Source organism: Streptomyces griseocarneus (genome assembly GCF_014655595.1).
GTDB lineage: Bacteria > Actinomycetota > Actinomycetes > Streptomycetales > Streptomycetaceae > Streptomyces > Streptomyces griseocarneus.
The window spans coordinates 1-15,323 of sequence record NZ_BNBL01000023.1 but is presented as its reverse complement, the minus strand read 5'-3'; the positions used below and the strand labels follow the sequence as shown (position 1 = coordinate 15,323).

12 protein-coding genes are annotated in these 15,323 nt (G+C 67.3%); 9 read left to right on the top strand and 3 right to left on the bottom strand.

Going from position 1 to position 15,323, the window contains the following annotated elements:
* Positions 1-289: 289 nt before the first annotated feature.
* Complete coding sequence (locus tag IE295_RS32675; RefSeq protein WP_190067435.1) at positions 290-859, bottom strand: hypothetical protein; 570 nt, start codon at positions 857-859, stop codon at positions 290-292.
* 436 nt (positions 860-1,295) lie between these two features.
* Complete coding sequence (locus IE295_RS32670) at positions 1,296-2,030, bottom strand: helix-turn-helix domain-containing protein (protein WP_190067434.1); 735 nt, start codon at positions 2,028-2,030, stop codon at positions 1,296-1,298.
* A gap of 409 nt (positions 2,031-2,439) precedes the next feature.
* On the opposite strand from IE295_RS32670, the gene IE295_RS32665 reads away from it, so the two are divergent.
* From IE295_RS32665 to IE295_RS34695, 4 genes are all read left to right on the top strand, one after another.
* The gene (locus IE295_RS32665) at positions 2,440-2,865 is read left to right on the top strand and encodes a hypothetical protein (RefSeq protein WP_190067433.1); all 426 of its coding nucleotides are present in this window, start codon (positions 2,440-2,442) and stop codon (positions 2,863-2,865) included.
* 395 nt (positions 2,866-3,260) lie between these two features.
* Entirely contained in the window at positions 3,261-3,482 is a 222-nt protein-coding gene (locus IE295_RS32660; RefSeq protein WP_224323663.1) for a hypothetical protein, read from the top strand.
* A 1,486-nt stretch (positions 3,483-4,968) separates the two neighbouring features.
* Positions 4,969-5,640, top strand: coding sequence for a transposase family protein (locus IE295_RS32655; protein WP_506005294.1), 672 nt, complete (start codon positions 4,969-4,971; stop codon positions 5,638-5,640).
* Positions 5,523-5,984 carry a transposase gene (locus IE295_RS34695; protein ID WP_506005295.1) on the top strand — a complete coding sequence of 154 codons (462 nt, stop codon included), beginning with the start codon at positions 5,523-5,525 and terminating at the stop codon, positions 5,982-5,984. Before IE295_RS32655 ends, IE295_RS34695 begins: the two co-directional genes overlap by 118 nt.
* A gap of 597 nt (positions 5,985-6,581) precedes the next feature.
* Here the strand turns inward: IE295_RS34695 and IE295_RS32650 are convergent.
* Complete coding sequence (locus IE295_RS32650; protein ID WP_190067432.1) at positions 6,582-6,911, bottom strand: hypothetical protein; 330 nt, start codon at positions 6,909-6,911, stop codon at positions 6,582-6,584.
* 565 nt (positions 6,912-7,476) lie between these two features.
* Between IE295_RS32650 and IE295_RS32645 the strand changes: the two genes are divergently transcribed.
* From IE295_RS32645 to IE295_RS32625, 5 genes are all read left to right on the top strand, one after another.
* Positions 7,477-7,761: a helix-turn-helix domain-containing protein gene (locus IE295_RS32645; protein WP_190067431.1), complete on the top strand. Its 285-nt coding sequence runs from the start codon at positions 7,477-7,479 to the stop codon at positions 7,759-7,761.
* Positions 7,758-9,431 (top strand): helix-turn-helix domain-containing protein, encoded by a 1,674-nt coding sequence (locus IE295_RS32640; RefSeq protein WP_190067430.1) that lies wholly within the window; start codon positions 7,758-7,760, stop codon positions 9,429-9,431. Before IE295_RS32645 ends, IE295_RS32640 begins: the two co-directional genes overlap by 4 nt.
* Positions 9,432-10,004, top strand: a complete 573-nt coding sequence (locus IE295_RS32635; RefSeq protein ID WP_190067429.1) for a transcriptional regulator — start codon at positions 9,432-9,434, stop codon at positions 10,002-10,004.
* 167 nt (positions 10,005-10,171) lie between these two features.
* Positions 10,172-11,938: an endonuclease domain-containing protein gene (locus IE295_RS34610; RefSeq protein ID WP_190067428.1), complete on the top strand. Its 1,767-nt coding sequence runs from the start codon at positions 10,172-10,174 to the stop codon at positions 11,936-11,938.
* A gap of 543 nt (positions 11,939-12,481) precedes the next feature.
* Positions 12,482-14,965, top strand: a complete 2,484-nt coding sequence (locus IE295_RS32625; RefSeq protein WP_190067427.1) for a DEAD/DEAH box helicase — start codon at positions 12,482-12,484, stop codon at positions 14,963-14,965.
* Positions 14,966-15,323: the final 358 nt, after the last annotated feature.

The following is a 15,323-nucleotide window of genomic DNA, read 5'->3' as shown; positions in this document are numbered from 1 at the left end:
CACCAACCCCTCCTCACGCCGTACTTCCCTGCCCCGAGAATCGGTAGGGGACAGCAGGTGCGCACCGGAAGCCAAAATTCCCGCCCGAGCCCCGGGTACATGGCCCATCGCGTTTCATCATGGTGGACAGGACGGGCCTGAGAACAGAGGTACGTACGAAGCCCACCAAAAAGCGAGTTGGCGTGAGAACCCTCGTTCTACCGGAGCTCCGCCGTGCACGCGGTGCACCCGAACGAGTAGTCAACCCCACGCCGCGTTCGGCACCCGAGGGCTGATGCCGGCTGGGGTGTCACATGTTCTTGTGACAGGGTCGGGTGTCACGCGTCTGACCTGCGGTGAAGGGTGGTGAACCCCCTGGTTGGGCTGGTGTCACAAGATCATGTGGCGCTGGGGCGGGGGCCCTGCGTTCCCAATACCCGCCGGCGTCGAACAGAAAAGCTTGGCGGATGGTCGGCGGGGCATCGGCGGTGATCCAGGGGATGACGGTGTCGGCGAGAAAGGCGACCGCCATGGGACGTGCGTGCCCGCCGCCGAGCTCGTCGAGGATGTTCGCGGTGTGGTCGGTCATACGCTGAACGGTGACCACTTCGCCGGGGCCGATCTTGATCGTACGACCGGCTTTGGCAGCCTCGACGGAGGCCTTGAGACGGTCGCCGAGGGCGGGGTGGAGCGGCACCATGAGGGCTGCCGAATACAGGCCGGCGCTTAGGACGCTACGCCGCGATGGGTCCATGTAGCCCCTGACGAGGTCGGACAGGTCACAGATCGTCGCCTCGCTCAAGTTCACCAAACAAGCCCGGCCTTCGCCGCCCGCCACGGCCTGGTGCTTGTTGACGTCGACATCCTCGCACTCTGGCACCAACCGGAAGCTGACCCTGGACAGCTGAAGCCCTCACGCCGCTCAGCGACTGCCGTCGCTGCCCTTACAGCCGCGTCTGAGACCTTCGGCACCGCGGCCGCGATGGCGCAGTCGCGGGAGCCCGGCGCGTGTTCAGTGCGTCGGTCACCAACTGGGCATCCGCGCGAGTGAGGGTGGCGGTGACTTGCCCGGAGGCAGGGACCGTGGCGTACGTCCCCGGAGCCCTTAGGCGGCCAAGGCCACCGTGAGCGACGCGGCCGTCTTGGCCAGTGCCCGGTGCCGCGTCCTGCGTCGGTTCCGTTCCCAGGCACTCGTGCGGCGGCCGCCCCGCGATGCTTGCGCCGGCTTCGCCGGGGCCCATGGCGAGCTACGACCGTCGTGGCCTCACCTTGATCACCAGCCTGCCCTCGGCCCCCGTGGTGTCCGTCTACCCACTTCAGCGATCGAAGACAATGGGCAGTCGTCCATCGATAGCACCCTCGCCTTCGGAAGCGGCGTGATCAGCGAGAACGCATAGCTGTGCGGGAGTGAGTCCGGCCAGGTCACGGAAGTCATGGTTCATGTGTGCCTCGTCGTAGTAACCACACAGAGCCGCCCGATCAGCCAGCGACCGACAGGCGTCGAACGGTAGCGTGAGCGCTCGTTGAAACCGCAGAATCCGGCTGACCGTTTGCGGGGGCAGTCCGATCTGCTCGCGGAAGAGCACCTGCAGTTGCCGGCTGCCGCGCCCCGTCGCGGCAGCCAGATCTTTGGTAGAGAGCCGCCCGTGGCAGGCGCGTAGTCGGCTCCATGCCTCGGCAACGACTGCCGAAGTCGGCGGAGCATCCACCATCCGCCGCGCCAGGGCGTCCTCGATAATCGCCCAGCGTTTGCCCCAGTCCGGCACTGCAATGAGCTGCTCGGTCAGGTGCGCTGACCAGCCGGTGCCCAGCACCTCATCTGGGTGCAGGTGGCAGCTGGCCAGGTGATGCAGTGGCAATCCCAGGCACATGTACGCGCCGAGTGGAGTGAAGTCCATCTCGACCGCCTCCGCGGCGCCCTCGAAGCCCCCCTTCAGCGACGATGTCTGCAGCCCGGCGAGCGTCGCATGCCACGTCGTCCGCTGCGCTCGAGCGCTCCGGGTCTCGTGAAGCAGGTGCAAGGGATCTCCCCAGCCCAGGAACAACGTCACAGTGGCCGAGGGAAGACTTCGCCTGAGCGGTACTGGTCCTGCGGTGCGATGACCCCTGTACATCACGACCTGATCCCGTAACCGCTTCGAGGAGCGACGCTCCACGTACTCGCCCCTGTTCATCGACTCCATGGGCGTTTCCCCCTCCACTGCGCCCTCGTACCGTGCGTGTGTCAGTCGACTCTCGTAGACAGAGTGCGCCTTTATACAAGGCGACCGCCCAGACTCCGCAGCAATCTGGACACACGCCGCGCGCGGAGCACCCCGTACACGGGCCACCGGCTGCAACTGCTCAACGGCAGTGGGACTGGACTGGCTGGATACGTGTTCCGCGCTGCCCGCCCGTGCCGGCGGATGCCGAACTCCCGGCGAACGGTCCACAGCTCAACAAAACAGGAAGGGTGTACTCGTGACGACAACGAAAGTCCGTGTCCTCCTCACCGCTGCCATGGCGGTGCTCGGCATCGGACTCGCCCAGACCACAGCAGTAGCGCAAGAGCACCACATCGCAGGCTCAACTACATCGGGCTGCGCTGCGGCAGAGGGAAACTACGGATACGAGAAAGTCGGGCACTTTGGCGGCCATGCCGGATTCAAGATCTGGGGCGAATTGACCACCAGTAAGACTTGTTCGTACGGCCTCCGCCTTCAGACGAAGGGGAAGGCGTGGGACGCCAGGTCCGAACGGTGGGTCGGCGGCCAGTCCTGGGGAACCATCGCCTCGAGTGTGACTTCGGTCGATCTCAACAGCGATGGCCTGATCATGAAAGACGTGCAGTTCCGAATCTGTGACTACGTCGGCGGCACCACCAGGAACTGCAGCTATGTGAGGTGACAGATCGATACCTTGGGCGTTCACTCAACAGCATGAGCAGAATGCCTTGAATTCGGGGGTAGACCGGGACCGGTGCGTGCCGGCCTACCCCCGTCCTCGACTTGCACCGTCCCCTATGCACCGGCCCGTCGGGCCGACGCGCACCGCACCAAGGTCGTCGAGGTGCGGTGGATGCCGCACCACGCCCACGAGATCGACCTGTACATCTTCCGCGGCAACCGCTACCTGGGCCAGGCCTTCCTCAGCGACGATGGCTGGCAGGGACGAGCACAGCGTAGCCCTGCGCCGGGCCCTGAAACGATCCGCGGCACGCAAGCGGGACCGCTACCTGCCCGCCACCGAGCCTGCTCTGCTTGTCCGGGCGACACGTGACGGAGCGCGAGGTACAGGCCGAGCTGGAGGTCGAGCGTGTGCCGCCCGCGGTATCGAAGCCTACAAAGGCCACGACCTCGACCCCGCTCGACGGCCTGCTGCTCGACATCACGGGCTGGACGGCGGACGAGATACAGACCGGCGTCGCGCTGATGACTGAGCTTGGCCAGTTCGGTGCCGGCTGTGAGTTTTGTTTCTGTTGCGGTAGGGGCATCTCTCTGACCTGGGATGCTGCAGGTAGATGAGACACGCGGTGGTGGGTCTCAAGCATTGGCAGTAGGGCTTGACCTGCAGTGCCGCAGGTTAGATGAGAGTCCCGCAGATGTATGAGAATTCCGCCCCTGCCCCCGGCCGGCTCGCCGCCCACGCCGTCCCTCGCGTCCCCGCACTGGGCTCTCCGTCCCGTCTAGCGGGCCAGCCGCTTGCTGGGCTCTGCCTTGTCGTCCGCGCCCTGCGGCGCTCTGGTGTCGTCCCCGCCCTGTTGGCCGCCCGTTGTGGGTTTCCGGCTGTCGCTTTGGTCGTCGTCCCGCCGTGCCTTCCGCGCCGGTTCCGTGCGTTCGCCGTCCAGCCGGTCGGGCCCCCGGCGATGCCCCGAGCGAGTGGAGGTGTTCGCCTTGGGCTCGTGATGGAGCGCATTTTTGACCTTGGCAGGGGCCGGTACCAGTTGGTCCGATCTCCCCACCACAGCCGGTGGCCTGCCCGGCTGGGGGCGAGGTGGCGATTGCCCGGAGCGTTTCCGGCGAAGTCAACACGCAACCAGCTACCAACACCGGTCCTCGCGGAGGTGAGCAATTACTCAGGGTGATGTGTTCGACGGCTTGTGTCTCCGTGGGTTCCTGTTGTCGCGCGGGTGACGGCCTTGTGCGACGAGCGCCTCGTTGACCGCAACTTCCTTTTCGTCGACGCCGTTTGGCTCTTTTCCTCGCTGGCTGCTGAGCAGTGGTGTTGTGTCCATGTCGCAGACGGATGGTTACTGCATGCAGTTCGGAATGCGAAAGTCCAGTGGCTAAAAGAAGATCGTTGTCATCTTTGGTATGTGCCGGATAACGTCGGGTTGGCTGGCTCAGCCGGTCAGCGGGCGGTACGGGATTCAGGTCGGCCCCTGTACGCCATGCGTGTGCATCCGGAAGTTCGTTGACGAGGTGTGGGGGATGGCTGGTGGTTGTGAGTCCATGTGCAGGTAAATGATGTGACGAATCCAGAGGCAACAAGACGAATTCTCTGCTACGCCAAAGATATCGGTGTTGCCGATATCAAGCGTCTCGAGGCATTTCTCGCAAATCGAACCGAGCGGCTTGCGCGTGCGGAGCGTGGGTCTGACGAGCGTCAGCTAGCGCGTTCCATTAGAACTGCGACAGTGCACCTCGTTACTGCACTCGAGCATGCTTTGGCTTGCTCAGGACGGGATGATGAGGCGCAGTTGATGCTGCAGCTAGATGTCAAAGTGTCATGGAATGCATTGTGGGCGTTGGTCTCTCCGTGGCAGTGGCACGCCGAGTCTGATCTAGAAAGATGGCGCCCTGTTAAACACTGGGAGGCGAGGCAGGGAGGAGAAAACGAAAATCTCCTGTCAGATGCAACCTCCAACAATCGATACCGTGACGCCTCTGAGGATAATGATAGTGGGCTGTGAAGACACTTCCGGTCGCCATGCCTGGCTTTTAGTTCGCGTGGCGCCTAAAGATCTTCTCGTAACCGTGCTGGTTGGTCTGCGTTGGTCTGGTCGTGCAGGTGGTCTCCGCTCAGCTTCGTGAGTTCGTCGAGGTGTTCACCGGGCTGCGCCCACGGCAGGTCCAGCGGCTGGTCAAGGCTGTCCACCGGGCTGGCGGGCAGGCTCTGGATCCCGGCCGGCCAGGCTGCCCGTGGTCGCTGTCCTTGGAGGACCGGGTGCTGCTGGCTGCGATGTACTGCCGCACGAACCTGTCCATGCTGCAGCTCGCCCCGCTGTTCGAGATCTCCACCGCGGCGGTCGGCCGGATCATCAAGCGGCACGGCCCACTGCTGACCCTCGCGCCTGCCAAACGCAGGCCGGGCAGCAATGACGTGCTCATCGTGGACGGAACACTGGTACCCACGCGAGACCGGTCCGTCGCCGCCTCCTCGAAGAACCACCGCTACTCGACGAACACGCAGGTGCTCATCAAGGCTGATACCAAGCTCGTGCTCGTCGTCGGCCGGCCCCTGCCCGGCAACCCAACAACTGCACCGCCTTCGCCGACTTCGGCATCAAGGCAGCCTGCGGGGACGCGACCGTCATCGCCGACGGCGGATACCGCGGCACCGGACTGCTCATCCCGCACCGCCGGCAGGCCGGGCCGGAACGGCTGCCGCAGTGGAAGGAACAGCACAACGCCTCCCACCGCCGGGTGCGGGCACGCGTCGAGCACGGCTTCGCGCGCATGAAGAACTGGAAGATCCTCCGCGACTGCAGCCTCAAGGGTGACGGCGTCTACTGCGTACCGGTGACAACACCAGGCGCGGTGCATGCCACCTTGGGCGCCATGCATGACGCCGATCGAGGGCAGCCGTCGGACGGACGGGAGGAGGTACGCGAACGCTACCGGTTCGGCACCTGGCCGGACTTCGCGTTCGAGGTCGCGTACGACGCCGACGGCCCGGGGTATCGCGTTGGCCTGTCCGAACCCGGTACCCACCCGGGCCGTTTCTGGCTGGCCTCGCAACCGTGCGGCCATCGAGTCCATGCTCGACTGCTTCTTGAAAATGTTGCGAGAAGTCCTCGACTGTAACTTCGCCCGTTGCTTCGCCTGAGTATCACCTTCGGCCGCAGGCGGCTGGCCGGCGCTATGGAGCCCCGCCCAATAGGACGGGGCTTCGCTGTGTCTGCGGTCAGTGCCAGGACGTTGATGCCACGAGCCGCCCCCTGGCATCCCGCAGGGTGGCTGTGTCGCGGTCGTTGTTCCACATGTAGGCCCTCGGGCCCCGGTACACGTCACCGGCTGAATCCCGGCCCGTCCCGGTGTGGACCCGCCATGCCGGGGACATGCCCCCGTGATGCTGCGCCGGAAAAGGTCTGCGAGGGCATGGGCCGCCGGAGGCTGTCCCGGGTCGGCCACCGGTACGGGCCGGTCCAGGATGGCGGCCATCTTGCCGAGGGAGCTCAGCTGCTCGGGCCGTGTCCCGGCCCGGTTCACTGTCGAGCAGGTCGTCGAAGGGTGCGAAGTACCAGCCCATCAAGTCCGAGGCGGTGCCGGGCCCCTCCGCAGTGGCGTCGGGACAGCAGAGTGCCTGGGTGTTGCGGGTGTCTGGCGGACGGGCACCCGTCCGCCAGACACCCGCGGGCTCTCAGGCCGGATCGGCCGGCCTGGTCGGCGGGCGATGACGGCTTACTTGTAGGCGACCCACGAGTTGCTGCTGACCGGTGTTTTCAGGGACGATCCGACCGAGCTGCAGTAGGCGTACGACCACGTACCGGGGTAGGCCTCGGCGCCCTGGACGACCCGGCCGTTCTTGCACCTGGCCAGGGCGAGGAACGACCGGCTGCCGGAGCAGTTGGCACCGAAGGTGTTCTTGTCGTTCCACGTCTTGCATCCCTTGAGGTTCACCGTCCGCACGGCGGCCGGCTGGTCGGTGGCGGACGCGCTTCCGGCGGTTGTGATGGCTCCGGTTCCTGCCAGGGCCACGACGGCGAACGCGGTGCTGAGCAGACGCTTCATTGCGGTCTCCTTCTCTGTCGCATCTTCCGGGCGTGACGAGTGTGGCCTGCGTGCCTCAGGGGCTGCCAAGGCGTTGCCGGGCGGTGCGGAAATCATGGGACGTCCCAGCCTCTGACCTGCGGATACGTTCTGTCCCAGGACGCATTGGCGGGACGGGCGGGCATCGATGGCCGGCCCGTCGTGGGCCGGGACCGGCCCGGGGTGGTGATGCGGTCCCGCTCGTGGGCGGAGGCGGCGGACAGCAGGGGCGGGGCGAGGCAGTCGCGTACGGCGGGGACGCGGCCGGCGACGCGGGGCGGTTCACGGTGTAAGGGCGGCCGGCAGCCCAGGACGGGCACACCCGTGGCGGACTCCGGGTCACCGCCGGCACCGGCGCCGTCTGCACCCCGGATGGCGGGCCGCTGGCTGATCCGCCTCGTTCCTCCTGGCGCGGCACGGCAACAGCGCTCCGGTGCTCGCTGCGGTGGCCGGTCTCGCTCCGGTAGTAGGCGCTGGACGCATAGATGAGTTTTATTTCCACACTTTGATGCGTAATTTGCATCACTCTTCGGGTAGGGTAGGGGCTATGGGACTGAGCCTGGAGGAGTCGTTGCGGCTGACGGTGGCCGCGTTGATGCAGGCGACGGGGGAGTCGCAGCGGGCGATCGCTGCGGTGCTCGGGCTGACGCAGACGCAGGTCTCGCGCCGGCAGTCCGGGGCCACTTCGTGGAGTCTTCGTGACGCTGACGTCCTGGCCGAGCACTACGGGATCGCCGCGCTGGATCTGCTGGCGGGGCCGACCCGGGCGTGCGAGGCACTGCCCGCCGCCCGGCGCCGCGGTGCAGGCGCCGACGAGGGAGTGGGCCGGTGAGTGACTTCGATGCGATCGACTCGCTGCTCGCGGCCGTCGGCCCGGAAGCCGAACTCCCCGTACCTCACAGGCGCCGGGAGTTGCGGGAGCGGGCCCGCCTGTCGAAGGCTCAGGTGGCCCGCGCGCTGGGGGTGAGCCCGAGCACGGTCACGGGGTGGGAGAAGGACAGGGAGCCGTCCGGCGAGCTCCGCACGAAGTACGCGTACCTGCTCGACGGCCTGGCCGCGAAGCTCGCGGCCGAGACCGGACCAGAGACGGCTCCCGCTGCCGGCCCCGCTGCTCCGTCAGCCGGCGTCCCCGTGGCTGACGGTTTTTCCGCCGAGCCCGCCGAGCCCGCCGAGCCCGCCGAGCCCGCCGAGCCCGCCGAGCCCGCGGAGCCCGCGGAGCCCGCTGAGCCGGCCGCTGCGGAGCCGGCCGGGTCTCCGCAGGACGGTGACGGTGACGAGGTGGAGGTCCTCACCGCTCCCGAGCCGTGTGTGCTCTGCGGCCATCCGGCCGGAACCCGGGTGGCGGGTTTCGCCCAGCATCTTCACCCGGCCGACTGCCAGACCACCGCCGCTGCGCCACCCGCCCAGCCCGCTGCGCCACCTGCCCAGCCCGACACCGCTCACACCAGCAAGCCGCCGGCGCGCACACCGCGTACGACGCGTTCCCCCGGGCGTTCCAAGGGCCCGGCCCGCCGTGCGTTCCAGGAACCGTCCGGCCCCGGGGACTTGATCGGCCAGGCGGTTAAGGCTGCGCTCGCCGAGCACCAGGGCGACGTGGAAACAGCGACGGCTGCGTTGCTGAAGCGGGCGATCCCGGACGCGATGCGGCTGCTGGACGAGACCCGCAAGGGCGCCCGTTACGACGTGATCGCCCACCCCTGGATTCCCGGCATCCTCAAGAAGCAGACTTCCCGCGGCGCCGATGAGATCTGGGAAGCCCGCCCCAAGTGGACCCGGCACGAACTGCCACCCGGCCGCCACGAGGTGACCGCCCTCGACATCAACGGCGCCTACCTCTCCGCCCTCAAAACCCACCTCCCGCTCGGCCAGCTCGAGCACTCCACCGGCCTCGCCCACGACCGCCGCCGCGCCGGCGTGCACCTGATCACCCCGCCCCCCTGGGAACACGACGCTGTACTGCCCAACCCCATCGGCCAGCGCGACGAACCAGGCCCCCTCTGGGTCACCGAACCCACCCTGCGCCTCCTGCTGCGCCTGTCCGGTCCGAAGTACGGCCTGTGCGCGCCACCGCAGATCCACGAGTCCTACACCTCCGGCGCCACGGAGAACCTGCTGGAGAAGTTCCGCATCGTCCTCAAGGACGCCCGCGACACCGCGATCGAGCAGGGCGACGAGGTGACGCTGGAGTACGTGAAGGCGATGTACTCCAAGTTCGTGTCCACGATGGGGGAGTCGAACTACAACAGGGAGCTCTACCGCCCGGACTGGATGCACATCATCCGCTCCCAGGCGTTCTCCAACCTCTGGCTGAAGGCGCTCAGGGCCCACGACGAGGGCCTGACCGTGGTGCGCGCGATGGGCACCGACGAACTCCACGTCATCGGCGACTGGCGCAGTGTCTTCCCCGAAGGCCGCGGCGTTACCGAAGTGAAGGTCAAGGACACCTACACCGCCACATCCGGCACCACCGAGCACATGGAGACGGAAGGGGAGGAGGAGTAAATGCCGGAGAGGAACATCGACTTCGGGAAGTTCGGCGCCCGCGGCATCAAGGGCAGCGACGCCGTCGCCCGCAAGCTCGACGAGCTCGCGGGCGGCATCGCCACCCCCGTCACCACCAGGCGCGGCCTGATGGCACGCCTGCACTACCTGACGAAGTCGGCCAGGAGCCGTCAGGCCGCCAAGGAGGCCGGGCTGACGGTCACCGACCGGACGCTCAAGGCGTGGCTGGAGGGCAAACGCCGGCCGTCCAAGGCCAACCTGGCCAGGATCGACGCCGCGTACCGAACGGTGCGCCGTCAGAACGTCGCCCGGCACCTCCTTAAGCGCCTGAACCGCGACGGACGAGGAACCCGGGTGGAGATCCACCCCCTCGACCAGTCCCAGGTCCCCCGCCAGCTCCAGCGCGTCGTGGAGTACCGGACGATGAACGTACGCCGCTGGGACCGCATCGTCGGCTCCTGGGCAGCCGGCGACCACCAGGGCCTCGACGCAGCCTGGGACGACACGATCGTCGACCTGGGCTCGCAGTGGGGCCAGTACGAGTACGTCACCAACATCGGCTTCGCCGCATAGCAACCCAGCCCTTGCAGAGCCTCACCCACCGCCCCGTGACCTCACGGTCGGCGGCCGGTGCCCGACGATGCCGTCCACGACTTCGCTGCCGTCGAGAAGCGGCCGGGGTTGCCTTCGGTGTCTGCGTCCGGGGACTCGTTGTCAGCGGTGGGTGTCACGCTGGCGGCATGATCAGTGTGAAGCTGGCCGTGCGGTACCTGGCCGACGAGACACGCAGCTGCCCCATCCCCATGGCGCCGGAGCGCTTCCGGCATAAGCGTGACACCGGGCACGACTTCGTCTTCTTTGGGCACATACCAGTGCGCGCCTACAAGCATGCCGGTCGGTGGACGTTCCAGGAACCGGATGTCCGCGGTGCCGGGCAGAAGATCGCTGCGCTGCCCTGGGATCCGGAAGACCTCATCGACCCACGGCTTGAGGCACACAGCGGGCCAGAGCCGAAGGCTCCTGCGCGTACCGGCTGGCCAGCCGAGATCAACAGCGCGATCCGCAGCGCGGGTGAAGCCGCCCGTCGGGAAAACGGCTGCCCGTGCGATCCGCCCTTCTGCCGACGAGACGCCGCCGACTGGCGCCTGCCCTGCGGCCTGACCCCCGACGGCCTGCTCCAGCGCTACGGGGGATACGCCATTGCCTGCACACTTCCTGTTCCCATGCTGGTGTGGACAGCCGACACCTGGCTGATCCCCAGGACCCTCGCCCACATTCTCGACCAATGGCAGGAAGCCGAAGCCGCTCTGAAAGCCACCACCCACCCGTGCAGCGGCTGCGGCGCACCTGACAAGAGTTCCTCCTGGCGCACCTCGACCACCAACGGCTGGAAGGTGCTGTGCCCCGCCTGCTCCGCCGCAAGCCTGCGCCACTACCGGCAGGAACTGAAGGGCATCGCCCACTCCCGGGTCCGCGAACACGGACCAAGAGCCAGGGAATACCTGTGCGCGGTATGCCGCACGCCCCGGCCTGCCACCGACTGGGACCACTGCCACGAACACGGTCTGATCCGCGGACCCCTGTGCGGTAGCTGCAACACCAAGGAAGGGCAGGGCAAGGAGTTCCTGGCCCTGCCAGACAGCGTGCCACACCTGTTGCGCTGTGACGGCTGCCGAGCCCAACGCACGCTGCCACCACATCACCGGCTCGCCGCGCTACGCCGCCATCTTCACCTCCAGTGGGGCGCTCAAGGCTGTGACTGGCCGATGCACATGTGTGTGGCCATCGACGAGAGCGGGGGGAGCGGATACGAATGCCGGGTCCGCTGCCCGGAGAAGGGACCCTCCCGTTCCCGCAGTCTGCATCTGACGGTCGGCGAGGCAGAACACATCCTGGCACTGACCGTCGAGACCGGGCCGTGGAGAGCGCGTAGCAACGTGAGCCCAACCACTGTCACCCCAACCACCATCCTGATTCACGGGCAAAGCAGACAGAGAAGGAGTAGCTCGTGCTCTGCCCACGGCCAGGCGGCGACCTCCTCGACGGTGTCGGCGATCGGCGCCGGCAAACGCTCCATGGCCCGCTCGAGGAGTTCTCGACGGATGAAAGTTCTCGGTGTAATGCTGCTTGTCCATGGCGGGCTGTGCTGGGGCGTTCGTAGACGGATGGGAATGGCCCGCGGTTCGCAGCCCTGGTCCATGGGGTGGTGTGATGACGCTGCGACACTCTCTCCTCGGCCCCTCCGCCCAAGGACTGCGCGCTGCCGACCCCTGCCACCACCATCGCCTGGAGTTCCGTACGGGATACACCGGCGAGGACGGACCCTCTTCCCCCCCCCCGGGACGAGGGTTCGCCGACAAGCAACGCGCCAACAACTCAACCTAAGAACAGCTACAGGCCCTGGAGCCTCAGACATGCGGTGGACTCCCCGCCGCACCAAGGATGAGCCGTCGCCCCCTGCCGCAGTCCGAGCACACAGGTCACAACGCCGCGCCCCTTCGATATGAAGGTGGTGTTGCGGCCTGGCGTCTATGAATCGCAGGAGAATCCAGCATCAGGCACTTAATGATCACTATTCTGCTGCTGGCGGCCGCTCTGCCTGGGCGCTACGGCTCACGGTGCGGAAGGAGAATCCTTGCTGCGCCTCGTGCTCGTGTCGGCCTCTGTGAGGTCGCTGGTCTGTGAGCTGTGGGGCTCACAGACTGTTTCAGCAGGCAGACGGAGCCGAGTTGTGAGGTATGAGGCTGTGAGCCGTGCCCCTTTTCGAGGGAGGGAGCCGGGCGCCCCCGTCTACCGTCCTCGTCCTCTTGTGATGGTAGGTCGTACCCGTGGTAAGCCCAGCGCTGCGGCAGCGGGCTGAAGGAGCTGCTTGCGGCCGTGCTGGGTTCGCGCCGTGATCTGGTAGCTGATCCGGTAGCGCGCTGCTGGCGTACGGGCGGGCGGTCTGGAACACGGGGGCCGAGGTGTAGGGGTCTGCCCTGCGCCAGCTCGCTCACGTGCGGGAGGATGAACCCCGCTGGCTGCCCCCTTGTTGTGAGCCGAGGTCTGTCATGCCCTCCAGCCCTGAGCCCGCGGCCGTGACTCCCACCCCGGCCATGCCCCAGGCCCGCCTTGCTAGCCGTCGTGTGCTGCGCCCAGATCAGCAGGCCGCGGTCGAGAGCGCGGTACGTCACCTTGCCCGCCCCCATACCCGCGGGCACGTGGTCTCGGCTTGTGGCACGGGCAAGACCCTGACCGCGCTGCGTACTGCGGAGGCGCTGGACGCCCGTCACCTGCTGGTCGCGGTGCCGTCTTTGGATCTGATTGCGCAGTGGGCCCGGAGCGCTCGTGCGGATGAGCGTCGGGAGCCGTTGATGGCGGTTTCCTCGTTGAAGGCGAGCAAACATCCGGTTCTTGCGGGTGCCGGGGCGCACAGCACTAACAGCCCCGGGTTTCTGGCGTCGTGGCTGGCCCGCAACGAACAGGCGACGGTGTTCGTGACGCTGGATTCGCTGCCGAAGATCGAGCAGGCTCAGCACACCCGCCACCCGGCACCCGTCTTCGACCTGCTGGTCGTGGACGAGGCACACCGCACTGCCGGCAGCTGGGACAAAGAGTGGACAGCCCTCCACGACAACCAGCGCATTCCTGCCGACCGCCGCCTCTACCTGACTGCGACCCCCTATGAGTGGGAGCCGCCACGTCTGACGGAGCCGCCGACTACCCGCCCGGTCTTGAGGCGCACCGCGGCCACGGCCCCGGAATGGGACGCACCCGCGCTGATCGCGTCGATGACGGACACCAAGACCTTCGGCCCGCGCCTCCACACGTTCAGCCACGCGGACGCGATCGAGGCGGGCGTTCTCGCGGACTACCAGCTGGTGGTACCCACGATCACCGACACCGACCTGCGCACCGCCCTCACCGACACCGGCACCCACACCGGATTCAGCCCGACGGCGCGCCGTACGACCGCCCTGCACCTGGCCGTCCTGAAAGCCATGGCAGAACACGACCTCAAGCACGCGATCGTCTATTTCCAGCAGATCGCGGATGCCACGGACTTCGCCCGCCAGTTCCCCCACACCCTGCGCACCCTTGCCGAGGACCAGCGCCCGGACTGGACCGAGGCCCTCGTCGTGCAGTCCATCAACGGCACCCACACCCCAGGCCAGCGCCATGACATCCTGACCGACTTCGCCGACGCCGACCGGGCGGTGCTCACCAACGCCCAGGTCCTGGGCGAAGGCGTCGACCTGCCGGCCGTGGACGCAATCGTCTTCGCGGACCGCACCGCGAGCGTCCGCCGTATCGTCCAGGCCCTGGGCCGCGCCCTGCGCAAACCCCCCACCACGGACAGCAAGCTGGCGAGCCTGGTCATCCCCGCCTACATCCCACCCGGCGCCGACCCCACCAACCTCCTCGGCACCCCGTACGAGCCGCTGTGGCTGGTCACCGCAGCCCTGCGCCACCATGACCAGACCATCGCCGCCCGCGCGCCCCGCACCAGCGCCAAACAGCGCCTGGAACGCGACACCCACACCATGATCACGCGCCGTTTCCGCTTCGACTTCACCCTCGACCCCAACACCATCGCCCGCGCGATGGACCTGCTCGCCTGGCCCGCCGACGGAACGGCCCTCTCCACTCCCCGACGTGCCGGCCTGGCCGCCGCCACCCGCTTCCACACCGAACACCAGCACCTGCACGTTCCCGCGGACTACGAGGACGCCTACGGCTACCACCTGGGCACCTTCATCACCGGCCAGCGCACTGCCCGCCGGCAAGGCACCCTCACCAAGGACTGGATCACCGAACTCGATGCCCTCGGCATGATCTGGGACGACCACGAAGCCACCTGGCAGGGCCACCTGACCACCGTTACCACCTACCAGACAGAACACGGCCACCTCGCCATCCCCGCCCACGAACCCGGCGGCCAGTTCCTCATCGACCAGCGCGCCCTCGCCCGCAAGAACCGCCTCACCCCCGAACGCCACGCCCAGCTCACCACCCTCGACCCCCACTGGACACTCCCTCACGGCCCCGACTGGCACCGCAAATACCACCTCCTCAAACGCCACATCGAAGCCGGCCACAACCCCGCCACGCTGCGCCGTGACACGGTGATCGAAGAGGTGAAGGCCGGCAGCTGGCTGCACCGTCAGCACGTCCTCTGGGACCAGCTGGACCCCGGCCAGCGTGGCCTTCTCACCCATCTCAAACTGAACCCCGCTCAGGCTCCGCTCCCTGCAAGCAAGGTGACAGATACGCCAGCGAAGCGGACACGCCGTACTTTCCAGCAGACCGCCGGGCTCCTCCGCCTGTTCGTGGAACGCTGGGGCCGCCCGCCCGGCGCCCGGGAATGGATCGAAGCCGACGGTGAACGGATCATGATCGGCCCGTGGCTCTGCAAGATCCGAACCAAACAGAACTCTGGTCAACTCTCCTATGAACAAGACCAGTTGATGGCATGGATCCTCCAGGACGACTGGCGAGACCCCAACCCCGTGCCTCCTGAAGAGGGGGACACCGACATCTCGAAACTTCCATAGTTTTCTGCTTCCATGGAAGCGGCTGAGAGCACCGGAGTCAGCAACCAGAAAATCCGCGCGACAGAGAAACCCCCACGAGTGCGGAAACCCGGAATCCCCCACCTCGCCCGCTCTAGCCAGCCTGAAGGCGACCGCGGAGCGGGCGCCTTCCCGAACAACCCTGACTACGAACAGAGTTGTAGATTCAGAACGAGCCAAGGCGGGGAGGGGAGTAGATCGCGGAGCGATCTGGTCACCGCCACGACGACCCACCCGTGATCCGCGGAGCGGATCACCCCGGCCACGGAGTGGCCGGCTGCCCCGCGGAGCGGGGCACGGTCCCGCCGCGTAGCGGCGGCGCGTCGTGTCTGCGGAGCAG